This window comes from Clostridium lacusfryxellense (genome assembly GCF_018861735.1).
Classification (GTDB): domain Bacteria; phylum Bacillota; class Clostridia; order Clostridiales; family Clostridiaceae; genus Clostridium_AD; species Clostridium_AD lacusfryxellense.
This window is the reverse complement of sequence record NZ_JAHLEB010000007.1, coordinates 112,327-136,529: the sequence shown is the minus strand read 5'-3', so window position 1 is coordinate 136,529 and position 24,203 is coordinate 112,327. Positions and strand designations below refer to the sequence as shown.

Here is a 24,203-nt window from a genome sequence, read left to right as displayed (position 1 = left end):
CTCAGTTCCAATGTGGCCGATCACCCTCTCAGGTCGGCTACGCATCGTTGCCTTGGTGGGCCTTTACCTCACCAACTAGCTAATGCGCCGCGGGTCCATCTCAAAGTGAAATTTCCGAAGAAATTCCTTTGATGTTAAGATCATGCGATCTAAACATATTATGCGGTATTAATCTCCCTTTCGGGAGGCTATTCCCCTCTTTGAGGCAGGTTACCCACGTGTTACTCACCCGTCCGCCGCTAATTGATCCCGAAGGATCGCATCGCTCGACTTGCATGTGTTAGGCACGCCGCCAGCGTTCGTCCTGAGCCAGGATCAAACTCTCAATTTAAAAGTTTACACTTTTTAGTTGAAATAATTAATCTGAGACAACTGTTAAGTTGTTACTCAAGCTCATTACATACTTTTTAGTCTTAAGACTAAATTTTACTTTATACTAAAGTAATTGACTGGTTTAACAAAATATTATTTTGCTAAGTTTACCTATTTCTCTGTTTAATTTTCAAAGACCAATTATTGCTATATGCTCGTCACTAAGTGACTACTTTTAATATTTTATCAGTTAATATTGTACATGTCAACCATTTTATTTTCTTTTAGATGCATTACCATTTCTTTCATCAAAGTAAAAGAAGCCAATACTCTATTATGTATTAGCTTCTTTTTTAAAACATTATTTCATTACTTTTATAGACCTAATATAGCAACAACTTTTTCCTTATCAAACCCAACCATTTCATTCCCGTTTATATCGATTACTGGAACTGATCTGTAGCCTTTTTTTATAAGCGCTTTTTTTGCGTCTACATTTTCAGATATATTATGCTCTATATATTCTATATTATTTTCTTCAAAAAACTCCTTAGCCAAATGACAAAACCCGCATGAATTACTTGTGTAAATCTCAACCTTATTCATAAATTACCTCTCCTTTATTCTAAATACTATAATTCAATTGTATGCAATTGAACTTATTTCCATAGTAGCATCATTTTTTCCCAAAGTCAAATATTAAATAACAATTTTTATATCAATTATTAACTAGTATGCCTCCAAATTTACTAATATATTAATATTTTTCTTTGTTTTATATTTACATGTAGTTTATATAATATTATGATAGTCTTAACACATTGAGTCAGTGATAAAATAATTTTTAATTATTTTATATTTTAATGACTAAAAGCTAAATACTAGGAGGTTCCAAATAATGATTAACTTATTACAAATAATAAACAAAGCTAAAACAGAACATACATTAAGCAAAGAAGAAATCATCTCTATTTTGAGTTGTAATAATATAAATGAAGAACTATTTAACGCAGCTGATGAGGTTAGGAAGAAGTATGTAAGTGATGAAGTTCATCTTAGAGGCCTTATTGAGTTCACTAACATCTGTAAAAACAATTGTCTTTACTGTGGCCTAAGACGAGATAATAAGAATTTAGTTAAATATAGGTTAACACAGGAACAAATTTTTGACTTTGCAACTAAAGCTAAATCTTTTGGTTATAAAACTATAGTGCTTCAAGGCGGAGAAGATGATTATTACACCAAAGATATAATGATCAATATAATAAAAAGTATAAAATCTTTAGGTTTAGCTCTAACTTTGAGTATAGGTGAAAAAACTTATGAAGAATATAAAGCATTTAGAGAAGCTGGCGCTGATAGATACCTTCTTAGAATTGAAACAACAGATAAAAAACTATATGAATATTTAGACCCAGGAATGAGTCATGAAACAAGACTAAAATGTTTGAAAAACTTAAAAGAACTAGGATATGAAGTTGGTTCAGGCGTTATGGTTGGGCTCCCAAATCAAACTATAGAATCATATGCAGATGATATTTTATATTTCAAAGAAATAAATGCTGATATGTTAGGTATAGGACCCTTTATTCCTAATGAAGACACCCCACTTGCAGGTTCTAAGGGGAAAGAACTTACTATGGCACTTAAGGTTATGGCTATAACGCGTTTACTGCTACCTGACATAAACATACCTGCAACCACGGCAATGGAGTCTCTAAACAAAAACGGACGCCTAATGGCCCTTCAAAGCGGTGCTAATGTAGTTATGCCAAATGTTACTGAAGGTGATTACAGAAAACATTATGCACTGTATCCTGGAAAAATTTGCACCGGGGACACTCCAGCTCATTGTCGCGGATGTATAACAGGTAAAATTAATAGTATTGGTAGAACAGTTTCAGAAAGTTATGGATTTAGAGGAAATAAAAACACTAATAATTAGAAAATATAAAAAAAGAGCCCTTAAGGCTCTTTTTTTAACGGAATGTTTGTTTAGCTTCTTTAATTGGTTTATTATTAACGGCTTCCCCTTGTGCATCTTTAATTCCTGGTTTATTGTGTTTTTTATTTAAATCATGCTGAATATTCATCTTTGTAGCTTTATTTGGCATTAAAACTCCCCCTTTCTAGAATTAGATTATCCTAGAAAGCTTCTTTTTATTCTATACTTTAATATTTAAATTTTGCATATTACAATATAAACCTCTGAACGATTTCATCTAATTTAACAACAATTTTTTCGAAATTTTCAGCAGTATTTGATATTTCTTCCATTGCACTTGTTTGCTCTTCCATAGATGCAGATATTTCTTGAGTTGATGCTGCTGATTCTTCTGATATCGCAGACATTCCCTCTATAGATTGTAATACTTTATCTTTATCTTCATCTAAATTATTGATATTAGATCCCAATGTATCAATTTGTGTTATCATATTAATTATAGAAATCTCTATTATATTAAAAGATTTTTGTGATAAATCCATAGATAAGTTTGCATCTTTATTTATATCTACTCCCTTATTTATATTCAACGTTACCTTACTTATTTCCCCTTGAATTTCACCAATCATACTTGTAATTTCATTTGTAGCTTCGGCTGTTTTCTCTGCAAGTTTCCTTACTTCCTCAGCTACTACTGCAAATCCTCTTCCGGCATCACCTGCCCTAGCTGCCTCTATTGCTGCATTTAACGCCAAAAGATTTGTTTGTTCTGCTACTGACCGAATAGTATTAATAATTTTTCCGATTGAATTTGATTTATTTTGAAGTAAAGATATATTTTCAACTACTTCTTCATTTGATTTATTACTCTCTCTGAATCTTTCGGTAAGTTGCTTCATAGATTTCATACCATCAGCATTTACTATTTTAGTCTCATTCGAATAATTTTTTAATAAATCAGAACTATTTACCGCAATATTAATTTTATTACCAAAGTTTGACAATTGACTTGAACCACTTTGTGCGTCATGTACTTGATTAGTTGCTCCTTTTGCTAACTCTTCAATTGCTACAGATACAGCCTCTATAGATTGAACAGTCTCATTTGTAGATACAGTCATAGTTTTTGAGTATTGAAGAACTTCTTGAGAATTATTCTTCAAATCAACAATTATTTGCCTTAATGTACCTCTTAAATTAGTAACGGATTTTGCAATTATTCCAGTCTCATCTTTATACTTTAAAATTTTCTCGTAATCTTTATCTTGAGACAAATCAAGTTTAGCTGTCTTATCAATAAGCCTACTTATCATTAAAATAGGATTTGATATTTTTTTACTGAAATAAAAAGCAATTATTACTGATATACCAATAACCCCAGCAACTAAAATAATAAAACTAATAATACTTTTTATAAAGTAATCACTCAAAACTACTTTTTGGCTTCCAATAAATTTATCTATATCATCCACATAATTTCCTGTACCAACAACCCAATTAAATTCTTTGAAGGCCTTACTATATGCTCTCTTTGGGGATGCAACTTTCTCTCCTTCTTTAGCAAACCAATAATCTGTATACCCACCCTCATCTTTTAATCCATTTTGAATAATTTCTTTAATCATGCCTTTCCCTTTTACGTCTTTTAAATCATATCTACTTTTACCTTCTGCTGGTCCACCAAGAAGTACAACATTTACTCCCTCAACTGTATCTATCCAAAAATAACCACCATCACCGTATTTCATAGTACGTGTTAAATCTGCGCCAAGTATCTTCGCTTGTTCTAGTGTCATTTCTCCCGCCTGATATTTTTTATTAACCCCTTCGAGCATTGCTAAAACACTTTCTACTTGGTTTTTAATTTTCACATCATATTCTTTCCTAACTGTGGTATCAATTGTTGTAATAGTATTATTACTCAATACCGACATTCTATATGTTGCCATGCCCCCAATCAATATCGCGGTTAATAATACAAGTAAAACATTCAAAGTTATTATTTTAGCACTTATTTTTTTCATATTAAATCACTCCATTCTATTAAATACTTTTTTATGGGGAAAAATTAATTATACGTTTACATAATTATCGTCATTAATTTACTAAGCTTGAGCTATATTTTATATATACTCTTATTGATAAAAAAAACTGAAAGGAACTACTTAGCTTTTAATCTAAATAGTTCCCTTCCATCTTTTAATATATTATTTTTATTTATAGCTTTTTATATAAATTAATCTCTGGCTGACTTTCTTTAAGATCTGCAAATTGTGGAACAATAGTCGTGAAATGGATAGATTGGTTATGAATATTAATAACTTCTTGGCTTTCCCACTCTTCTATAAATGATAAAACCTTAGAATTATTAGCATCTTGATATAAATTATATGATATATTGCCTTTTTCTTTCCTGCTTTCATTAATAAGTTTTTCTGCCAAAGATTTAAATTCCTCTATTTTATTCTGCTTTATTAAATTTTTTGCTACTATAGTAATCATTTATTATCTCCTTTATTTATATTATTTTATATTCCTTAATATTTTTACAAAGCTGCTATAATATTGTAAACTCCATCTTCGTTATTACTTTGAGCTATAAACTTAGCATGTTTTTTTACATCCTCAGGCGCATTCTTCATTGCATAACTATAATGCGCTGCTTTAAACATAGTCAAATCGTTATAATAATCCCCAAAGACCATTGTGTTTTTTTGATCTATTCTAAATTTCTCTTGGAGTATTTTTATTGCACTTCCTTTGCTTATACCTTTATTCATTATATCTATGAATTTACCTCCAGATACAACAAATTCAAGTTTTTCATCCAATTTTTCTTTCAAATAATTTACTATAGCCGAACTAACGCCGCCTGCCATATAGTAGGTAATTTTATATATAGGACTTTCTAATTGACTAAAAGATTTAAGTATTACCACTGGCACATCAACACATGTAAGTTCATTAAAAATAACCTTTGATGGATTCACTACAAATGCCTCATTTTCTCCAGCCAAGAATACTTCTTCACCTAGTTGTGGATTTAAACTTATTACGTGTTCTATTTCTTCTTTAGCAATGTTATTTGAATACAGAGTTTTTCCTTTGTTATTGTATTTAATAAGGGCACCATTATGAGCGATAAATATCATATCTGTGTTTACCTTTTTAAAATTTATGCTAAGCTGAGAGTAGAACCTTCCACTTGCTGCTGCAAATTTTATATTCTTATCATTTAAAGAATGTATTAAATCATATATTTTATCATTTATATTTCCCTTATCATTTAATAAGGTACCATCCATATCTGTTGCAATAAGTTTTATTATAAGTGGTTCCCCCTTTTGTAGCGTTTAATATGTCCTATTAACCCCTATTTTTTAATTGTAAAAATGAGCTATTAAAGAACTAATGTCCATTAACAGCTCATATTTAGCTTAAATTTTTAATAAAAGTATCCTCTTATTATATCATTACCTTGCATATATTGTTTGTAAATTCTACAGGATCATTAATTGGTAGTCCTTCAATAAGTAAAGCCTGATTATATAGTATATTAGTATATAAATCTAACTTATCCTTATCGACTTCAAAAGAATTTTTAAGTGTTTTAAACATATCATGTGTTATATTTATTTCTAAAACCTTATCTGCTTTAACATTTTCATTATTAGGCATAGAGTTTAATGTTTTTTCCATCTCTATTGTAAGATCACCATCATTAGACAAACAAACCGGATAGTTTTTAAGTCTCTTGGATGCTCTAACATCCTTAACTTTACCTGATAAAACAGTTTTCATATATTCAAATAATTCTTTATTATCTTTGTCTTCATCACTAGAAGGTTTTTCTTTTTCATCTACTTCTATTCCTAAGTCACCACTTGATACAGATTTAAATTCCTTTTCTTTATACTTCATTATCATTCTTATAGCAAATTCGTCTACCTCATCTGTAAAGTATAAAATTTCGAATCCTTTATCTGATACCATTTCTATTTGTGGTAATTTCTCAATTCTTTCGTTTGAATCTCCTGCTGCATAATATATATATTTTTGCTCCTCTGGCATTCTAGAAACATATTCATCTAAAGTAACATTCTTTTTCTCTTTTGACGAATAAAACAATAATAAATCTTGTAAAGTATCTTTATTCACGCCATAATCAGTATAAATTCCGTACTTTAATTGTCTTCCAAAAGCCTTGTAAAACTCTTCATACTTATCTCTTTCATTTTTAAGTAAACTATCTAACTCATTTTTTATTTTAGTTTTAATATTTTTAGCTATAAGTTTAAGTTGTCTATCATGTTGTAATACTTCTCTAGAAATATTAAGTGATAAGTCTTCAGAATCAACTATACCTTTTACAAAACTAAAATAATCTGGCAATAAATCTGAACATTTATTCATAATTAAAACTCCGCTTGAATATAACTCTAATCCTTTTTCATATTCCTTTGTATAGAAATCATATGGAGTCTTTTCTGGAATGTACAAAATTGAATTATAACTTATAGCACCATCTACACTAATATGGATATGTCTTGCTGGTTTGTCAAAACCATAGTGCTTTTCAGAATAGAAATTATTATAATCTTCATCAGTAAGTTCACTTTTATTTTTTCTCCATATAGGAACCATACTATTAACAGTTTTTTCAACTATAGTGTCTTCGTAATCAGTTTCACTACCTTCTTTAAGGTTAGACTCACTTACATCCATTTTAATTGGATATCTAATAAAATCTGAGTATTTCTTTATAATAGACTTTAATCCATTTTCCTCAAGATATTCATCAAAATTATTATCCTCTGTATTTTCTTTTATTTTTAGGATAATATCTGTACCAACAGAATTTTTCTCACTTGCCTCTATTGTATAACCCTCAGCACCATTTGATTCCCACTTGTAAGCTTCATCACTACCAAAAACTTTACTATTAACTGTAATAGTATCAGCTACCATAAATGCAGAATAGAACCCTACTCCAAATTGACCAATTATATCATAACCATCTTTTATTTCATTTTCTTTTTTAAAGGCTAAAGATCCACTTTTAGCTATAACTCCAAGGTTATCACTAAGCTCCTCCTCGGTCATTCCTATTCCTGTATCAGAAATTATTACTGTTCTATTGTCCTTATCAATAGCTATTTTTATAAAGTAGTTAGCTTTATCAAAATTTAATGAATCATCCGCCAATGTTTTATAATAAATTTTATCGATAGCATCACTTGCATTTGAAATAAGTTCTCTTAAAAAAATATCTCTATGAGTATATATAGAATTTACCATCATATCGAGAATTCTTTTAGACTCCGTTTTAAACTGCTTTTTTTCCAATTAAAATTTCCCCTTCCTATCAATTCCTATTTTATTATCTTGTTAGCACTCTATGCTATTGAGTGCTAAATATAGTTATAAAATACACCTTTTTTCGTTATTTGTCAATGCATGTAGTATATTTTTACTATTTATCTTGATTCCGTTCAAGCTTACAATAATCTTATTTTGCTGCTATAAGTAAGTCTTTCTCTATTATATGACTAACCAACCATTCATTTAAAAACGTTAATATATTCATTATAGCTTCATCTTGATTTTCATCAATTTTATTTAGATTAACTTCTTCTAATTTTTCAATAAAAAATGCATGATCAATTTTTTGAGTAAATAATCTTTTATAATTTATACTAACCATATATTCTTCTTCAGCCTTAAAATGATAAATAGTATATTCTTTTAGTTCCTCAATAACTCCAATAATTTTATCGTATTTATCCAAGTCATATTGATCTATAAGTAATTGATAAGCTCGTTCCCCTATTTCAAAAAGCTTTTCATGCTCCTGATCAATTTTAGGATTATTTGTTTTATATTTCTCTTTCATTTCAAACATTAATTCAATTCCTCCCCTAAATTAATTTAAAAATATTATGTAAATTACAGCTTGTCCTAATAATTAATCATCATATTCTATTTATATTTTACTTTGTTTTAATTTAATTTACAAGAATAATCTCCATAATATTCTATTGCCTTCAAGTTAGTATTTATTATCACTTTTATTCTGTTTTCTCTTTCAACGATTCTCTTTTTTTTCTGTATTCAATAATAGGAGCATCTCCTTGAATAAGATTTTCATTCATTGCTAGTTCAGATTTTATTGGAATTTGTGTTAATACAATTTTTCTGTCTTGATGAAGGATATATTTATTACTAAAAGTGCTCATTCCATTAACTAATTGTTTCAATATAGGAATTTTCATAAATTTCTGATAAAATCTAATATAAATTTGAGTATGCTGGTCATCAATAGGTACAAATATTGCTACAATTCTAATATCCTTACTAATAATATTTTGCCAAATATTTGGCATTTGAAACTGAAGACTAAAAAGAAGCTCATAGTTTTTAATTTCATTTTGTTTAAGAGGTCTAATTTTTCCATCATCGACCACGTTATTAACATAAAAGGTCATTAACTCATCTTTCCATTTAACAACCGGTCCATTTACTAAAGTTTTATTTCCCCTACCTATGGAGGAAGCATGAACAAAAGGTAAATGAACAACATCTAATTGATTTTCAATAGCTCTTGTGTAATGAACAGGCCACATCTCTGAAAAGCCTCCATAAGAGAAGCCCTCCCGTAGCTCTTTAAAAAAAGGTATTTCTGGCAGTTCATCTTTATTATCTCCATACCATAGCCAAATTAGGCCATATTTTTCTTTTACCTTATAAGATTGAACTTTATATCTTTCTGGTACATGACTGTTTTTTCCATTAGCCGGTATTAAAGTTACCTTTCCAGAAGAGTCATATGCAAATCCATGGAAGGGGCAAGTCATCTTGTCATGAATCACTGTTCCAGAACTCAAAGATGCCCCTCTATGGCAACATTTATCAAAAATACAATTAACGTCACCATTTTCACTTCTCCAAAAGGCTAGCTTTTCACCCATTCTTGTTACACCAATTGGCTTTTTACTTTTCAACTCTTTTGAATCCAAAATACCATACCATTGATTTCTAATCATATCAAGCATCCTTCCTTATTTTAAGAATTTATTGTTTTCACTTGAAAATATTAAACTCTATTTTTCAGCCAGAACTTTTCCCAGTTTCCATTGCTCTTATTAAATGCTAAGAAAATATATAAACAACTAATCATGCTTCCTAAAGTTAGCACAAGCAAAACCCAAATTAAAGATTTAGCAACATTATTTTCTCTATATACTATCCACGAACATACTATAATAAATTCAATATAAATATCTACTAATGATATTTGTCCCCAGGGCATCCCTAACAAGATTTTACCCTCCTGAGTAAAATCTCCAATAGTAAATCCGTATATAAGCATTCCCATCATTACCAAAAACCCAATAAAAGAAAATATTTTTCCGATTTTCATAAAATCAATCCTACTTTCATTATATTTTATTATTAATGTTATTAACCATTTTTTTTAGGAAACCAAGGTATAAATTTACTTGTAACTTTGGCGTATTTCTGAAATTCCTTGTTATCCTTATAATGTTTTTCAAGCATCGGAACTCCAGAAACATATAGCAGTAGCAATGTTATAATTATAGGACTAACTATCCCCGTTATACCGCTTTTTGATGATAAAGTAATTATAAATATTCCCCACCACATTGTAGCCTCTCCAAAATAATTTGGATGCCTTGTGTATTTCCAAAGTCCCCTTTTCATTATATGTCCTTTATTCTTTTTATCTGCAATAAAGTTTTTTAACTGTTTATCTCCCAAAGCTTCAAAAATAAAACCAACAATCCAAATCAAAATACCTACGTATTCTAATATGCCTAAACTTCCTTTAGCTGTAGCGTTATTCATTATAATTGGATATGCTATTATAAGCATAATTGCTCCCTGTAACATGAACACTCGTAAAAATGCCTTTGGCATTACCCATCTACCCCAACTTCTCCTAAATGCTACATATCTAAAATCTTCGGGCTTTCCTAAATTTCTTTTTAATATGTGATAAAACAATCTTATTCCCCAGACGAAAACTAAAGCTGTAACTATAATAGCTCTTAAATTATAATTTCCTCCAGCAAATAATGTATATACTGATATCAAAACAAATCCAAGACCCCATCCCATATCAACTATTGAATTGTTTTTTATGGTTTGAGCAATAATAAAAAAGATGCTCATGTATATAAAAACGAGTATTGTACTTTGCATGTAAATATTCATAATAACCCCTCCTAAATTTATATGATAAACATTAAGAACTTATAAAAGATACAGCTACCGCTCCAATTCCAGCGCTTAAACCAACAATAGGTGAAATTTCAGTGATATATTCTGGTTCTTTCCCTAAAATTGCTGTTAATTTTAAGCTCAATTCGTTAGCTTTGATCAGAGCACTTGCATGTACAATGTTATAAGATACTATTTTGTTATTTTCATTTGCTTTACTAACTATCGCAAGTATTTTCTTAGTATTTGATTTTGCGTTAAAAGTTTTACCAAATGCAATTCCTTTTCCATCTGCGTTTATTGATATTATTGGTTTTAAATTTAATACCCTTCCAATAAACCCTTTCATTGGTGAAACCCGTCCACCCCGTACCATGTATTTAAAAGTATTAACACTAACATATATTCTTGCTTTTTTTATCTTATTTTCTATTATCTCTACAACTTCCTCATGATTTTTCCCGGATTCTAATTCTTTTGCTGCTTCTAATACCATTAACCCTTCTGCACCAGAATTTAATTTGGAATTAATTACTGTTATTTTTTTGCCTTCTTCTATAAACTTTTCTGCAGCATTTTTAACAACATTAAACGTTCCACTCATTTCCTTAGATACTATTATTGTAATTACTGATTCATAATGGCTAGTTAAAAAAGAAAATACATTTTGTACATTTTTTATTGTTGGTTGCGAACTTGTTGGATACTCTTTTAAATTGTCAATAAGCGAATAAAACTTATCCGGTTTTATAGTAAGTTTGTCCAAATATGTGCTACCTTCAATAATTAAATTCAATGGTAAAACATGAATCTGATATTTTTCTATGAGTTCTTGTGGTAAATCAGCAATTGAATCTGTAAGTATAGCCGTTTTATTAATTCTGTTATGCACAACTTCATATTGTTTCTTCATGTCGTCGACCTTTTGCTGAACTATTTCACCTTTTCCTCTTAGTAGATGGAATAATTCATCTGGTTTATTTGTGTGTATGTGTATTCTAACTTTGCTTTTATTCCCTGCTACAATTAAAGAATCTCCTAAATGTTTTAGTGAATTCTTTATTTCATTAGTATCTATATTCTCATTTGAAATTAAAGCTTCTGTACAATATCTATAAGTTATATTTGGTGTAAAATTAAAAATTTCTTCTTCAAATACTATTTCCTCTTCATTTTGACTTAATTTTGTAATGTTTTTATCCTTAAGGAAATAAACAACTCCCTGGAGAAAACTCACAAAACCACTTGCACCAGAATCTACCACAGATGATTTTTTCAATATTTCAAGAATATTTGGTGTGTTTGCAAGTGAGTTCTTAGCATCCTCTAAGGTTTTAATTATTATTGCTTCAAAACTCTCAGTTACATCTTTCAACTTGTAAACGGCTTCCGCCCATTCTCTTATAACAGTTATCATAGTCCCTTCAATAGGATTTAATATAGCTTTATATGCATAAGGTACAGCATTTTTTAATGTTTCTGCAAAATTTACCATAGTTAGAGGTTCTTTATCGCTAATTTCTTCATTAATTCCATTTAAAAATTGAGCAAAAATTATTCCTGAATTACCTCTTGCCCCAATTAATGCTGCATCTGCCATAGAATTAATTGTGTCTTTAATAGATTTGTGAATCTTCGTGTCCTCAACAATTGCATTCATTGTAGATACAAGATTGCTGCCGGTATCTCCATCTGGAATAGGAAAAACATTCATTTTATTTAAAATATTTTTTTGTTTCCTAACTTGCACTACACCTGATAAAAATGCGTAATATAATACTTCTCCTGTTATATTATTAATATTAATTCCAATCTCCCCCTAAATAATACTATTTATCTACAAATAATTGTTATTAATAATATAATAGCATATTTTTTGACTAAATGTGCATATAAATAAATATATTTATTTTTTAATATGCACATTTAAATATATTAAATATTATATAAATTAAGACGCAAATAATATATTTAGTTAGTAATCATGAATATTCATAAAATAATTTATGATATTAATATAATTCTTGACAATCATTAACTTAAGATGTATTATTTAAAACAATATCAATGAGCAGAAATAGTAAATAAGGGAATTTAGTTTAAGCGAATCCGGATTAGTGTAAGCTGGGTACTGTAGCCGTTATTGAATGGGTCTGTGAGATGTGGTGCGAAGTAGTAGTAGCATTTACCGGGTGGTCTACCGTTACATGGACAGGGCAATCGAGAAATCCGTGCCTGACAAAGATAATTATTTAGGTGGTATAACGAAATTTTACATTTCGTCCTTTCATAGGATGAGGTGTTTTTATTTTTTTGTGACTAAATAACTAATATGGGTGGCACCGCGGTCACTTCGCCCCATTATAGGTCCGAAGTGTTTTTTGTTATACAAAAAAATAAAGAGGTGGTAATAAAATGGTTAATTTAACTCAAAAGGAATTTGACAATAAAAAATCTTTGAAAGTAATTTTTCCTATGTTTATTAAAATTAATGGTGATGAACTTACCCCAGTAAATATTTACTACAAACTCAAGGGAAAGTATAAATTTTTATTGGAAAGTGCTATATCAGCTAAAGAAGAATCAAGGTACTCCTTTATGGGAAGCAATCCCTATATGATATTAAGCAGCAAAGGTGAAAATGTAACTATAACAAAAGAAAATGAAATTAAAGAAGTAAAAGGTAAAGTTTTAGACTATGCCCAGGGTCATTTGATTAAAGAATATGATAATCTAGACTTAGAACTACCTTTTATCGGAGGAGCATTGGGATATATTGGGTATGATGTAATAAGACAGTATGAAAATTTGCCAGACAACAACCCTGATGAATTAAATTTACCAGAGACATGTCTGCTTTTTTATAAAGATTTTATATGTATTGATCATCTTAAAAATACAGTAATGCTAATTCACAATGTATTCCCAGAAGATAATGATGATTATAATTCTGTTTTTAATAAACTAACTGATATGAAATTAATAATTAATGAGACGCACGTAAATCATGAATTAATTGAAATTTCACGCAATAACGAAGTAACTTCCAATTATTCTAAACAGGATTTTTGTGATCTTGTACGTAAATCAAAAAATTATATAACTTCTGGGGATATTTTTCAAGTAGTTTTATCTCAAAGGCTTAAAATCAAAAATAATATAGATCCGTTTGAGGTATATAGAAGATTACGTCGCAGCAACCCATCACCTTATATGTTTTATATAGATTTCGAAAGCTTTAAGGTTGCCGGAGCATCTCCTGAAAGCTTAGTTAAAGTTAAAGGAACCCAGGTAATAACAAACCCTATTGCTGGCACCAGGGCACGAGGTCAGACTTCAAAGGATGACCAAAGGCTTAAAGAAGAATTATTAAAAGATGAAAAAGAACTTGCAGAACATTTAATGCTGGTGGATCTTGGCAGAAACGATATAGGTAAGATTAGTGAATTTGGCTCTGTAAAACTAGACAAATTTATGGAAGTCGAATTATTTTCTCATGTAATGCACATCTGTTCAAAAGTATCAGGCACTCTAAAGACTGGATTAAATTGTTTTGATGCACTTAAATCTTGTTTACCTGTAGGAACAGTCTCTGGGGCACCTAAAATAAGAGCTATGGAAATAATTGATGAATTAGAGAATACTCGTCGTGGTATATACTCAGGTGCCATTGGTTATTTTTCTTACAATGGTGATATGGATACTTGTATAGCAATAAGAACAATAGTATTCAAAGATGATTTTGCTTATGTTCAAGGTGGAGCAGGAATAGTTTATGACTCAGTCCCAGAAGATGAATACACAGAAACCCTAAATAAAACTATGGCACTAAGGGAGGTATTATAATGATTTTAATAGTTGATAATTACGATTCCTTTACTTATAATCTATATCAATATGTTGGGGAATTATATAAAGACGTAAAGGTTCTAAGAAATGATAACTTTACTATTGAGGAATTAAAAAAACTACCTCTGAAAGGAATCATTATTTCACCAGGTCCAGGGCGACCAGAAAATGCAGGTTTAAGTATTAAAGTTATAAAAGCTTTTGAAGGCAAACTTCCAATTATGGGTATATGTTTAGGTCATCAAGCTATAGGTCAGGCTTACGGTGGCAAAGTTATAAGTGCACCTGAAATTAAACATGGAAAGACATCTATCATCACCCACAATGGTAAAGGCCTATTTAAAGATTTAGAAAACAATTTAAAAATAATGCGTTATCACTCTCTAATTGTAGAAAAAAATACACTGCCAGAAGATTTAGAAATTACGGCACAAACAGATGATGGATTAATAATGGCAATAAAACATAAAAAATACCAGACATATGGTCTTCAATTTCATCCTGAATCAATATTTACTCAAAGTGGTAAAAGTATAATAAAAAATTTTGTGGAGGTGATTTGTAATGTTAAAAATGGTGATTAATAAAATTATTTTAAATCATGATTTAACAGAGAATGAAGCCTATTCATTTATGAATGGCATAATGAAGGGTGAAGCAACTCAGGCTCAAATTGGAGGTTTCCTTGTTGGTTTAAGAATGAAGGGTGAGACCATAGAAGAAATAACTGGTTGTGCTAAAGCTATGAGAGATAATGCAAAACGTGTAAATTTAATTAGCGATTATGCTATTGACACCTGTGGAACTGGCGGTGACGGTGGTAAAACTTTTAATATATCTACAGTTGCCGCAATTATAGCATCATCTGCTGGAGTAAAAGTAGCCAAACATGGTAATCGAGCTGTTTCTAGTCAAAGTGGAAGCGCAGATGTTTTAACCCAGCTTGGAATAAATATAAATATAGATCCAAGTGATGCCGCCAGAATAATCGAAGAAAAAGGTATGGCTTTTCTATTTGCTCAAAGCTACCATACCGCTATGAAAAATGCAGCAGCACCTAGGCACGAAATTGGAACTAGAACTATATTCAATATTTTAGGGCCATTAACCAATCCTGCATTTGTACGTGGCCAAACACTTGGAATTTTTAGCAAAGACCTAACTAATCCAATAGCTCAGGTCTTAGGAAGGCTTGGATCAGAGAGAGCCCTTGTGGTTCATGGTGAAGATGGACTAGATGAAATAACCACTACAGGTTTTACCTATATCAGCGAATTAAAGGATGGTCTTGTTACTGATTATAAAATATATCCTGAAGAATTCGGCATTCAAAGATCTAGTCTTAAATATATAAGTGGTGGAACTGCTAAGGATAATGCAGGTATTATCCTTAATATCTTACAAGGAAAAAAGGGACCTCAGAGAGATATTGTATTATTAAATACAGCTGCAGCATTATATATAGGAAAAAAATGTTCAACTATAAAAGATGGAGTAATATTGGCGGGAGAATTAATTGATTCAGGGAAAGCCTTAGGTCAGCTCGAGGAGCTTAGATTATCATGAATATACTAGATGAGATAGTTAAAAATAAACTACTTCAAATTCAAATAGAAAAGATTCAGAATCCCTTGCAAACTTTTATTAATATAAAACCTAGTATAATAAGAGATTTTGCTGCAGCACTTAATGAAAATAGACTTGCAATTATAGCTGAAGTAAAAAAGGCGTCTCCATCAAAAGGACTTATTGATCCAAATTTTGATCCAGCTAAAACCGCATTAACCTATCAAAAATATGGTGTTGATGCTATTTCAGTACTAACTGAGAAAGAATATTTCTTAGGAGATGATAAAAATATACGATTAGTAAAAGAAAAAACAGCTAAACCCATATTAAGAAAAGATTTTATTATAGATAAGTATCAAATTTATCAATCTGTTGCCCTTGGCGCCGATGCTATTTTGTTAATTGCAGCGATTCTTAAAGATAAACTAAAATCTTATTACGAGCTTGCAACATCCTTAGGACTTCATTGCCTAGTGGAGGTTCATGATAGAGCTGAAATAGAACTTTCCTTAGAATGTGGCTCCAAAATAATAGGTATAAATAATAGAGATTTGAATGATTTTAGCGTTGATATCCATACTACAGAGAAATTGATGAAATACATCCCAACAGGCAAAATCGTAGTATCTGAAAGTGGAATAAGTTCAATTAGTGATCTTAAATATTTAAAATCAATTGGAGCAAACGCAGTACTTATTGGTGAATCTTTTATGAGAAACCCAGGAAGTGTAAAAGAATTTTTGGAGGTTTGCCATGACTAAAATTAAGATTTGTGGGATTAGCAGACAATTAGACATAGAATATCTTAATGACTTACAACCAGAATACGCGGGCTTTGTATTTGCTAAAAGCAAACGACAAGTAGACAAGGATCACGCCTACAACTTAATAAATAATCTTCATAGTGACATAAAGAAAGTTGGAGTTTTTGTTGATGAAAACCCAGATATAGTGCTAGAAATCGCAAAAAGTTTAGGACTTCAAGTTCTCCAGTTTCATGGCTATGAAACCCAAGAATATATAAATAAGTTTAAGGGCTATGAAATTTGGAAAGCACTTAAAATTAATAGTATTAAAAGTATCTCTGAGATAGAAAAATATGATTACGAAAAATTCCTTTTAGATAATACCACCTCTGGTTCCGGCGAAAGCTTTGATTGGAACCTTGTTTATAAAAAAATTGATGGAAGGTTTATCATGCTTGCAGGTGGATTAACTAGTGAAAATGTAGGTCAAGGAATTTTAAAGCTAAATCCTTATGGCGTGGATGTATCTAGCGGAGTAGAAACAAACGGATATAAAGATTATGCAAAAATAAAGGAATTTATTAAGAAAGTGAGGGATTTATAATGAAAGGTAGATTTGGAAAATTTGGTGGACAATACGCACCTGAAACAGTAATGAGCGCAGTTATAATACTTGAGGAGGAATATGAAAAAGCTAAAGTCGACCCTGAGTTTATATCAAAATATAACTATTACCTTAAAAACTACTCAGGTAGAGAAACCCCGTTATACTTTGCTGAGCATCTTACAAAAAAATTAGGTGGAGCAAAAATATATTTAAAAAGAGAAGATTTAAACCATACAGGAGCTCATAAAATTAATAATGCATTGGGACAGATATTACTTGCTATAAGAATGGGCAAGAAAAGAATAATAGCAGAAACCGGAGCAGGACAACATGGCGTTGCAACCGCTACAGTAGCTGCAATGTTCGGACTTGAGTGTGAGGTATTTATGGGAGAGGAAGATATACAAAGGCAATCTCTAAATGTTTTTAAGATGAAAATGCTTGGGGCTAAGGTTACCTCTGTTACCACAGGTACTGGAACATTAAAAGATGCCGTTAATGAAGCTTTGAAAAATTGGGTAAGTAACGTGGAAGATACGTTTTATGTTATCGGATCATCAGTAGGATTACATCCATATCCAACCATGGTTAGGGATTTTCAAAGGGTTATAGGAGATGAAGCCAGAAAGCAGATACTTCTTGCCGAAAATAGATTACCAGATTATATAATAGCATGTGTTGGTGGTGGAAGTAACGCTATTGGAATATTCTATCCTTTCATTGAAGATAAATCTGTAAAGCTCGTTGGTGTTGAGGCTGCAGGAAAGGGATTAAATACTGAGCAACATGCTGCAACTATAACTAAAGGTGATGTTGGTATAATTCATGGGATGAAGACCTACGTGCTTCAAGATGAAGATGGACAAATAATGCCTGTATATTCAATATCGGCAGGTCTTGATTATCCTGGCATAGGACCTGAGCATGCTTACCTACATGACATAAATAGGGCTCAATATGTATGTGCTACAGATGATGAATCTGTTAATGCCTTTATGGAGCTAACAAAGGTTGAAGGCATAATTCCTGCTATAGAAAGCGCTCATGCAGTTGCCTATGCTATGAAACTAGCGAAAGCATTACCTAAGGATAAAATAATAATTATTAATCTTTCAGGACGTGGCGACAAGGACATAAATACAATTGCTCAAATAATGGGGGTAAAACTATGAATAGAATAGTCGAGAAGTTTAATTATCTTAAATCGAAAAATGAAAAGGCATTTATACCTTTTGTAACAGGCGGAGATCCAGATTTAGATACCACCGTAGAGTTAGTTTTAACCCTTGAAAAAGCCGGGGCTGATATAATAGAAATAGGTATCCCCTACTCTGATCCTATGGCTGATGGGCCAGTAATACAAGCATCTTCTACAAGGGCTTTAGCTAATGGAACTAAAATAAATTCTATTATGGAAAAGGTTCAAAGGATAAGAGAAAAAACGCAGATTCCCCTAGTATATTTACTCTATTATAATTCAATATTTAAATATGGTGATGTTAAATTTTTCGAGAAGTGCAAGGAAGTTGGCGTTGACGGATTAATAATTCCGGACCTTCCACTTGAGGAGAGGGCTGAGATAATAGAAATTGCAGACAAATATGACATCTGCATAATTCCACTTGTAGCTCCAACATCAAAAGGTAGAATTAAAGCAATAACTAATCAAGGAAAAGGTTTTGTGTATTGCGTTTCTATAAATGGAGTAACAGGCACAAGACAAAAATTAAATACAGACATTGATAAATATATGAATTTAATAAAAAGCTACACGGATATGCCTAGAGGTCTTGGTTTTGGAATTTCAAATGCTGAGATGGCAAAAGCGTATGCTCCTTACTGTGAAGCCATTATCGTTGGAAGCGCAATAATAAAACTAGTAGCCGAAGGTGGACACCAACAAGAAATACTAAAAAGAGTATACGATTTTGCACTTGGTATTAAAAATGCAATAAATTAATTAAAAGCTGTTGAGAAATCAACAGCTTTTAATATATGTACTTATAGTAATGATTACAATAATGTTATACTACACGTTTAAGTTGTTAGTTTGTGCATATATTTCTAAAATATTATCAACTATTTCATCCAAAGAACTAATATTCATAACCTCATGGTCACAATACTTTTTATATAACGGACCCCTCTCATCAAACAATCTATAAACATTAGCTGGATCCTTTGCAAGTAAAGGGCGTCCCTCCACATCTATATCTTCCACTATGTTTTGAATTGGGCGGTTTATGTAAATAATCAAACCATTTTTCTTAAGGCTCAAGATATTTTCATACATCTTAATTACTCCACCACCAGTTGAAATAACTACAGATTTTTTTTTTGATAATTCTCTAACTGCAATAGATTCTATATCTCTAAAACTGACCTCACCATTTTTAAATATTTGAGTAATAGTAAGCTTATTACTAGATTCAATAAAATCATCTACATCTATGAATTCCATCTCTGTTTTTTGTGCAAGTATTTTACCAATCTCACTTTTACCACAACCAGGCATTCCAATTAACACTATATTTTTCATCCTCTAATTTTCTACTCCCTTTTCTAACTCATCATAAATTTCATCAATTATTCCCTTAGGAATTTTAATATCATTCCAGATTTCCTGAGCAGCAATTGCCTGACCAACAAGCATATAGAGGCCATTTACTGCCTTTAGGCCTTCCTCCTGCGCATATTTCAAAAATAGAGTTCTTTTAGGGTTGTAAATCATGTCCACGGCACTTTCAAATCTGCCTATAAGTTTCTTTTCAATTGGAGAGTTATTAACATTAGGGTACATACCAAGTGGTGTACAGTTCACTAATAACCCCTCCCCTTGAATCTCTTTTATATCATCATAAGATATCACTCTACAAGAATTAAATTTATTATTTTCTTTAAGCTTTAAAACATTTCTTGTGACTACCGTAATTTCAGAAATTCCACTATTTAATAAATACTGCACCATTGTAACTGCCACTCCACCATTACCCAATATTGTTGCCCTTTTATTTTTTACTTTGATATCGTACTTATCGAAAAGCATACCAATACCAAAATAATCTGTATTATACCCAATAACTTTACCATCTATAAATTTCAGTGTATTTACCGCGCCTATATTTTTTGCTTCAACGCTAATCTCATCAATAAACTCCATAATTTTAATTTTATAAGGAATGGTTACATTAATACCTCTTGGTTTGATAACCTTAAAAGCGTCCATAACAACATTAAGATCTTTACTTTCTAATTCGAACAAATGATAATAACCCTTCATTCCTAATTTATTAAAGATCATTGAATGTATTTGTGGAGAAACACTATGTGTTAATTTTTCTCCAAGTAGACCATATAATTCTGACATTAATTCACCTCATTTTTTATCTTTAAATTAATAAAAATTATTTTACATATGAAATATCACGACTATAATTGCCTAATATCTTGAAATAGCCGCTATTCTTTTTAATTAGGTCAATTACGGTTATAATCTTTTTCTCATTTATATTACCCTCAAAATCTATATAAAAGAAATATTCCCATGGCTTATCCTTTATTGGTCTCGATTCAATTTTTAAAAGATTTATATTATTATCTGCAAAGTGTTTTAACACATGGCATAATGAACCTGCCTTGTGGGTAGTAGATAAAACCAAACTAATCTTGTTACTATGTTCATTAGACTCCATCTGCTTGCCAATGACAACAAACCTAGTCATGTTTGTTGTGTTTGAATTTACATCCTTTTGTAAAATTTCAAGGTCGTATATTTCTGCAGCCTTTGTACTCCCTATTGCAGCCAAAGTTTTGTCCTGTCTATCTTTAACCAACTCCGCACATTCTGCAGTACTTTGATATGGGGTCAACTTCCATTCTTTATATCCTTTTAAAAATTCCATACTTTGTTTTAATCCCTGGGAGTGAGAATAAACCTCTTTGATATCATCTAAGGTCGAACCTCTTATTCCCATTAAATTTTGACTTATTTTGAGATATTTTTCACCAGTTATATAAAAATTGTATTTATTAAGAAGATCATAAACCTCAGATATCGCACCTGTAGAAGAATTTTCTATTGGAATAACACCATAATTTATTTTTCCATAACTTAGTTCTAGAAATATATCTTCAAACTCGCTAATTGCCTTTTGGCTTACCTTTTCACCGAAATACTCATTTAGTGCTTGTTCGCTGAATGAACCTGTAACACCATAAAATCCAACAGTTTGCATTTTTGTATTAATTAAAACTTTCTCCATATTTAAACTTTTGTTCTGAAAACCTCTACTTATTTCCATAACAGATTTGAAGAATTCTTCTACCTCAAGCAAAATATCTTTATTTTTAACTAGATCTATATTCTTTTTTATAACGGCTTCTTCTCTTTGACTATTTAAAACTACAACATTATTTTTCTTTTTATATTCTGCTACCTTTACAACTATATCCATACGTTTTTCAAATAGTAAAACAAGACTTGCATCAATTTCATCAATTTGATTTCTCAAATAATCTATATCAAAATTATCTAAATCACTCATTAAAACACCCCCTTATCATCTTCTTTGAAGTCGATATATTGTTAAAGAAAATCTAAAATACTCATTGCAGCGCAAGCTTCAATTACTGGTAACGCTCTTAATACTATACATGGGTCATGCCTACCCGTAACCGACATCTCTGAATTTTCACCTGTTGCCATATTAATAGTACTTTGATTTTTTGCAATAGATGGTGTTGGTTTCATTGCAACCCTAAAAACTATTGGCATTCCATTTGAGATACCACCGTTAATTCCGCCGTTATTATTAGTTTTTGTTAATACCCTTGAATTATCTATGTATGGAACATCATTAGCTTTACTTCCACTGAGTTTTGTTATTTCAAATCCCATACCAAATTCTACACCCTTTACTGCGGGAACAGAAAACAGTAATTGAGCTAAATTACTTTCTATTGAATCAAAGAACGGCTCACCTAGTCCACAAGGCACATTTAATATAGTAGCTTCAATTATACCTCCAACAGAATCCATTTCTTCCTTTGCTTTTATAATAGTTTTTTTCATTTCTGCAGCTTTTAAATCATCAAGAACAGGAAAATCTTTTCTTAAAACATCTGCTAGCATCTGTACTTTTAAATTAACACTATCATAATAACTGTCAAAGGCATTTCCAATACTTAAAATATGACTTCCTACTACAATTCCCTGGTCAAAGAGAATTTGTTTCGCTACTGCCCCTGCAAAAACAAGAGGTGCTGTAATTCTACCTGAAAAATGTCCTCCACCTCTATAGTCGTTAAAACCTGAATATTTAACTTTTCCTGTGAAATCTGCATGACCCGGGCGAGCTAAATCCTTTAGCTTATCATAATCCTTTGAATGTTGATTTTCATTGAAGATAACAGCGCAAAGAGGTGTTCCTGTGGTAAATCCGTTAAAATATCCACTTAGAATTTCGACCTTATCCCCTTCTTTTCTTTTAGTTGAAAATTCATCACGTCCTGGTGCTCGTCTTTGCATTTCACCATTAATAAAATCCATATCGAGCTTAATGCCTGGTGGCAATCCATCAATAGTTATACCTATTCCTCTTCCATGAGACTCACCAAAAATTGAATACTTAACTTTTTTACCCCATTGTCCGCTCATTTACTTTACCTCCTAAGCTCTTAAAATCTTCATAAAACTCTGGGTATGACTTCTTAACTGCTCCACTATCCTCAATTATAAGCTCTTCGGTGCACCTAATTGATGCAATTGCCATAGCCATAGCTATTCTATGATCATTCCAACTACTTACAACTCCACCCTTAAGCCATGGTTTACCATGAATTATAAGCGAATCCTCTCTTTCGATAACATCTGCTCCAATTTTATTTAGCTCTGTTGCCATAGCTTTTAATCTATCGGATTCTTTAATCCTAACTCTAGACGCATTTATAATTTCAGTTGTTCCATCACTTAATGCAGCAAGCACTGCAACTATTGGTACAAGGTCAGGGCATTGAGATGCATCAATTATAGTACCTTTTAAATCCGATTTTGACGCTCTTAACTTACCGTCTTTTATAATTATATCTCCACCCATGTTTTTAATTATATCAATTATTACTCTATCTCCTTGAAGTGATTCCATATTTAAATCACTGCATTCAACTTCCCCACCTAAAACACCAGCGGCTAGATAAAAAGCTGCTTGAGAAAAATCTCCTTCAACTCTGTAATCTGTTTTTTTATAATGTTGATTACCTTCTATTTTAAATTCACTATAATTATTGTTTTGTACCTTTATTCCGAATTTAGAAAGTACATCTAAAGTTAAATCTATGTAACCAATAGATTCCATTTGCGTAGTAATTTTAATTGTTGAGTCTCCATCTAATAAAGGCAATGCATAAATAAGACCAGTTACAAACTGAGAACTTACATCTCCTCTAAGTTCAAAAATACCAGATTTAAGTCCACCATCAATTTCTAGAGGAAGATTACCATTACTTGTAGTATATTTTATATTTTTTCTATCAAATATCTCATAATAAGGTTTAAGTGTTCTCTGTACTAGTTTAGATTTACCCTTAAAAATTACTTTTTCACCAGTAATCATCGCTATAGGAATTAAAAAACGTAATGTTGAACCACTTTCATTGCATTGTAGAACATTGCTATCAGTTTCTTCATTAATTAGTCGAGGTTTACCTTTTCCACATACCTTGAGGCCACTTGGTAATTGTTTAATATCAACTCCAAGTTTTTCCATTATTTCACAAGTGGCTATTATATCCTCTGACATACTTATATTATCAATAGCGCACTCACCAATACTTAATCCTGCAGCTATAACTGCTCTATGGGATAATGATTTTGAAGGTGGAATTTTAACTCTTCCATTTAAAGAAAAAGGTTGAATTGTAACTGACTTCATGGCTA

The 24,203-nt window shown here is 31.0% G+C and carries 24 protein-coding genes, 1 rRNA gene and 1 other annotated feature; of the genes, 8 read left to right on the top strand and 17 right to left on the bottom strand.

The window, feature by feature from the left end; translation table 11 throughout:
• Both KPL55_RS06600 and KPL55_RS06595 read right to left on the bottom strand, forming a co-directional pair.
• Positions 1-331: ribosomal RNA gene (locus KPL55_RS06600) — 16S ribosomal RNA — on the bottom strand; the annotation flags it as partial.
• A gap of 356 nt (positions 332-687) precedes the next feature.
• Positions 688-918: a glutaredoxin family protein gene (locus KPL55_RS06595; protein WP_216305910.1), complete on the bottom strand. Its 231-nt coding sequence runs from the start codon at positions 916-918 to the stop codon at positions 688-690.
• A gap of 292 nt (positions 919-1,210) precedes the next feature.
• On the opposite strand from KPL55_RS06595, the gene hydE reads away from it, so the two are divergent.
• On the top strand, positions 1,211-2,257 hold the full coding sequence (gene hydE, locus KPL55_RS06590; protein ID WP_216305909.1) for a [FeFe] hydrogenase H-cluster radical SAM maturase HydE: 1,047 nt from the start codon (positions 1,211-1,213) through the stop codon (positions 2,255-2,257).
• A gap of 34 nt (positions 2,258-2,291) precedes the next feature.
• Here the strand turns inward: hydE and KPL55_RS26320 are convergent, their stop codons facing one another.
• From KPL55_RS26320 to KPL55_RS06545, 10 genes are all read right to left on the bottom strand, one after another.
• Positions 2,292-2,426 (bottom strand): hypothetical protein, encoded by a 135-nt coding sequence (locus KPL55_RS26320; protein ID WP_281418817.1) that lies wholly within the window; start codon positions 2,424-2,426, stop codon positions 2,292-2,294.
• A 79-nt stretch (positions 2,427-2,505) separates the two neighbouring features.
• Complete coding sequence (locus tag KPL55_RS06585) at positions 2,506-4,281, bottom strand: methyl-accepting chemotaxis protein (protein WP_216305908.1); 1,776 nt, start codon at positions 4,279-4,281, stop codon at positions 2,506-2,508.
• Between the two features lie 193 nt (positions 4,282-4,474).
• Positions 4,475-4,759, bottom strand: coding sequence for a putative quinol monooxygenase (locus KPL55_RS06580; protein WP_216305907.1), 285 nt, complete (start codon positions 4,757-4,759; stop codon positions 4,475-4,477).
• 44 nt (positions 4,760-4,803) lie between these two features.
• Positions 4,804-5,586 carry a Cof-type HAD-IIB family hydrolase gene (locus KPL55_RS06575; protein ID WP_216305917.1) on the bottom strand — a complete coding sequence of 261 codons (783 nt, stop codon included), beginning with the start codon at positions 5,584-5,586 and terminating at the stop codon, positions 4,804-4,806.
• A gap of 136 nt (positions 5,587-5,722) precedes the next feature.
• Complete coding sequence (gene htpG / locus KPL55_RS06570) at positions 5,723-7,603, bottom strand: molecular chaperone HtpG (protein ID WP_216305906.1); 1,881 nt, start codon at positions 7,601-7,603, stop codon at positions 5,723-5,725.
• Between the two features lie 163 nt (positions 7,604-7,766).
• Positions 7,767-8,159 (bottom strand): bacteriohemerythrin, encoded by a 393-nt coding sequence (locus KPL55_RS06565; protein ID WP_216305905.1) that lies wholly within the window; start codon positions 8,157-8,159, stop codon positions 7,767-7,769.
• A gap of 166 nt (positions 8,160-8,325) precedes the next feature.
• On the bottom strand, positions 8,326-9,300 hold the full coding sequence (locus KPL55_RS06560) for an aromatic ring-hydroxylating dioxygenase subunit alpha (RefSeq protein ID WP_216305904.1): 975 nt from the start codon (positions 9,298-9,300) through the stop codon (positions 8,326-8,328).
• Positions 9,301-9,350: 50 nt separating this feature from the next.
• The gene (locus KPL55_RS06555; protein WP_312887235.1) at positions 9,351-9,686 is read right to left on the bottom strand and encodes a DUF1475 family protein; all 336 of its coding nucleotides are present in this window, start codon (positions 9,684-9,686) and stop codon (positions 9,351-9,353) included.
• Between the two features lie 32 nt (positions 9,687-9,718).
• Entirely contained in the window at positions 9,719-10,492 is a 774-nt protein-coding gene (locus KPL55_RS06550; RefSeq protein ID WP_216305902.1) for a DUF1295 domain-containing protein, read from the bottom strand.
• A 31-nt stretch (positions 10,493-10,523) separates the two neighbouring features.
• On the bottom strand, positions 10,524-12,212 hold the full coding sequence (locus KPL55_RS06545) for a DAK2 domain-containing protein (RefSeq protein WP_216305901.1): 1,689 nt from the start codon (positions 12,210-12,212) through the stop codon (positions 10,524-10,526).
• Positions 12,213-12,556: 344 nt separating this feature from the next.
• Positions 12,557-12,862, top strand: a binding site (T-box leader).
• 51 nt (positions 12,863-12,913) lie between these two features.
• Between KPL55_RS06545 and trpE the strand changes: the two genes are divergently transcribed.
• The 7 genes from trpE to trpA are packed head-to-tail and all read left to right on the top strand — an operon-like array spanning position 12,914 to position 19,229.
• Positions 12,914-14,344 carry an anthranilate synthase component I gene (gene trpE / locus KPL55_RS06540; RefSeq protein WP_216305900.1) on the top strand — a complete coding sequence of 477 codons (1,431 nt, stop codon included), beginning with the start codon at positions 12,914-12,916 and terminating at the stop codon, positions 14,342-14,344.
• Positions 14,344-14,931: an anthranilate synthase component II gene (locus KPL55_RS06535; RefSeq protein WP_216305899.1), complete on the top strand. Its 588-nt coding sequence runs from the start codon at positions 14,344-14,346 to the stop codon at positions 14,929-14,931. The genes trpE and KPL55_RS06535 overlap by 1 nt, the downstream gene beginning before the upstream one ends.
• Positions 14,912-15,913 carry an anthranilate phosphoribosyltransferase gene (gene trpD, locus KPL55_RS06530; protein WP_216305898.1) on the top strand — a complete coding sequence of 334 codons (1,002 nt, stop codon included), beginning with the start codon at positions 14,912-14,914 and terminating at the stop codon, positions 15,911-15,913. The genes KPL55_RS06535 and trpD overlap by 20 nt, the downstream gene beginning before the upstream one ends.
• Positions 15,910-16,677, top strand: coding sequence for an indole-3-glycerol phosphate synthase TrpC (trpC, locus tag KPL55_RS06525; protein WP_216305897.1), 768 nt, complete (start codon positions 15,910-15,912; stop codon positions 16,675-16,677). Before trpD ends, trpC begins: the two co-directional genes overlap by 4 nt.
• On the top strand, positions 16,670-17,266 hold the full coding sequence (locus tag KPL55_RS06520; protein WP_216305896.1) for a phosphoribosylanthranilate isomerase: 597 nt from the start codon (positions 16,670-16,672) through the stop codon (positions 17,264-17,266). Before trpC ends, KPL55_RS06520 begins: the two co-directional genes overlap by 8 nt.
• A complete protein-coding gene (trpB, locus tag KPL55_RS06515; RefSeq protein WP_216305895.1) occupies positions 17,266-18,441 on the top strand; it encodes a tryptophan synthase subunit beta in 1,176 nt (391 codons plus the stop codon). The genes KPL55_RS06520 and trpB overlap by 1 nt, the downstream gene beginning before the upstream one ends.
• On the top strand, positions 18,438-19,229 hold the full coding sequence (gene trpA / locus KPL55_RS06510) for a tryptophan synthase subunit alpha (protein WP_216305894.1): 792 nt from the start codon (positions 18,438-18,440) through the stop codon (positions 19,227-19,229). Before trpB ends, trpA begins: the two co-directional genes overlap by 4 nt.
• Before the next feature lie 69 nt (positions 19,230-19,298).
• Here trpA and KPL55_RS06505 read toward each other — a convergent pair whose 3' ends face one another.
• The 5 genes from KPL55_RS06505 to aroA are packed head-to-tail and all read right to left on the bottom strand — an operon-like array spanning position 19,299 to position 24,198.
• The gene (locus KPL55_RS06505; protein WP_216305893.1) at positions 19,299-19,808 is read right to left on the bottom strand and encodes a shikimate kinase; all 510 of its coding nucleotides are present in this window, start codon (positions 19,806-19,808) and stop codon (positions 19,299-19,301) included.
• 3 nt (positions 19,809-19,811) lie between these two features.
• On the bottom strand, positions 19,812-20,636 hold the full coding sequence (aroE, locus tag KPL55_RS06500) for a shikimate dehydrogenase (RefSeq protein WP_216305892.1): 825 nt from the start codon (positions 20,634-20,636) through the stop codon (positions 19,812-19,814).
• Positions 20,637-20,673: 37 nt separating this feature from the next.
• A complete protein-coding gene (gene pheA, locus KPL55_RS06495; protein WP_216305891.1) occupies positions 20,674-21,813 on the bottom strand; it encodes a prephenate dehydratase in 1,140 nt (379 codons plus the stop codon).
• Positions 21,814-21,854: 41 nt separating this feature from the next.
• Positions 21,855-22,925: a chorismate synthase gene (aroC, locus tag KPL55_RS06490; protein WP_216305890.1), complete on the bottom strand. Its 1,071-nt coding sequence runs from the start codon at positions 22,923-22,925 to the stop codon at positions 21,855-21,857.
• Positions 22,906-24,198 (bottom strand): 3-phosphoshikimate 1-carboxyvinyltransferase, encoded by a 1,293-nt coding sequence (gene aroA / locus KPL55_RS06485; RefSeq protein ID WP_216305889.1) that lies wholly within the window; start codon positions 24,196-24,198, stop codon positions 22,906-22,908. Before aroA ends, aroC begins: the two co-directional genes overlap by 20 nt.
• Positions 24,199-24,203 lie beyond the last annotated feature (5 nt).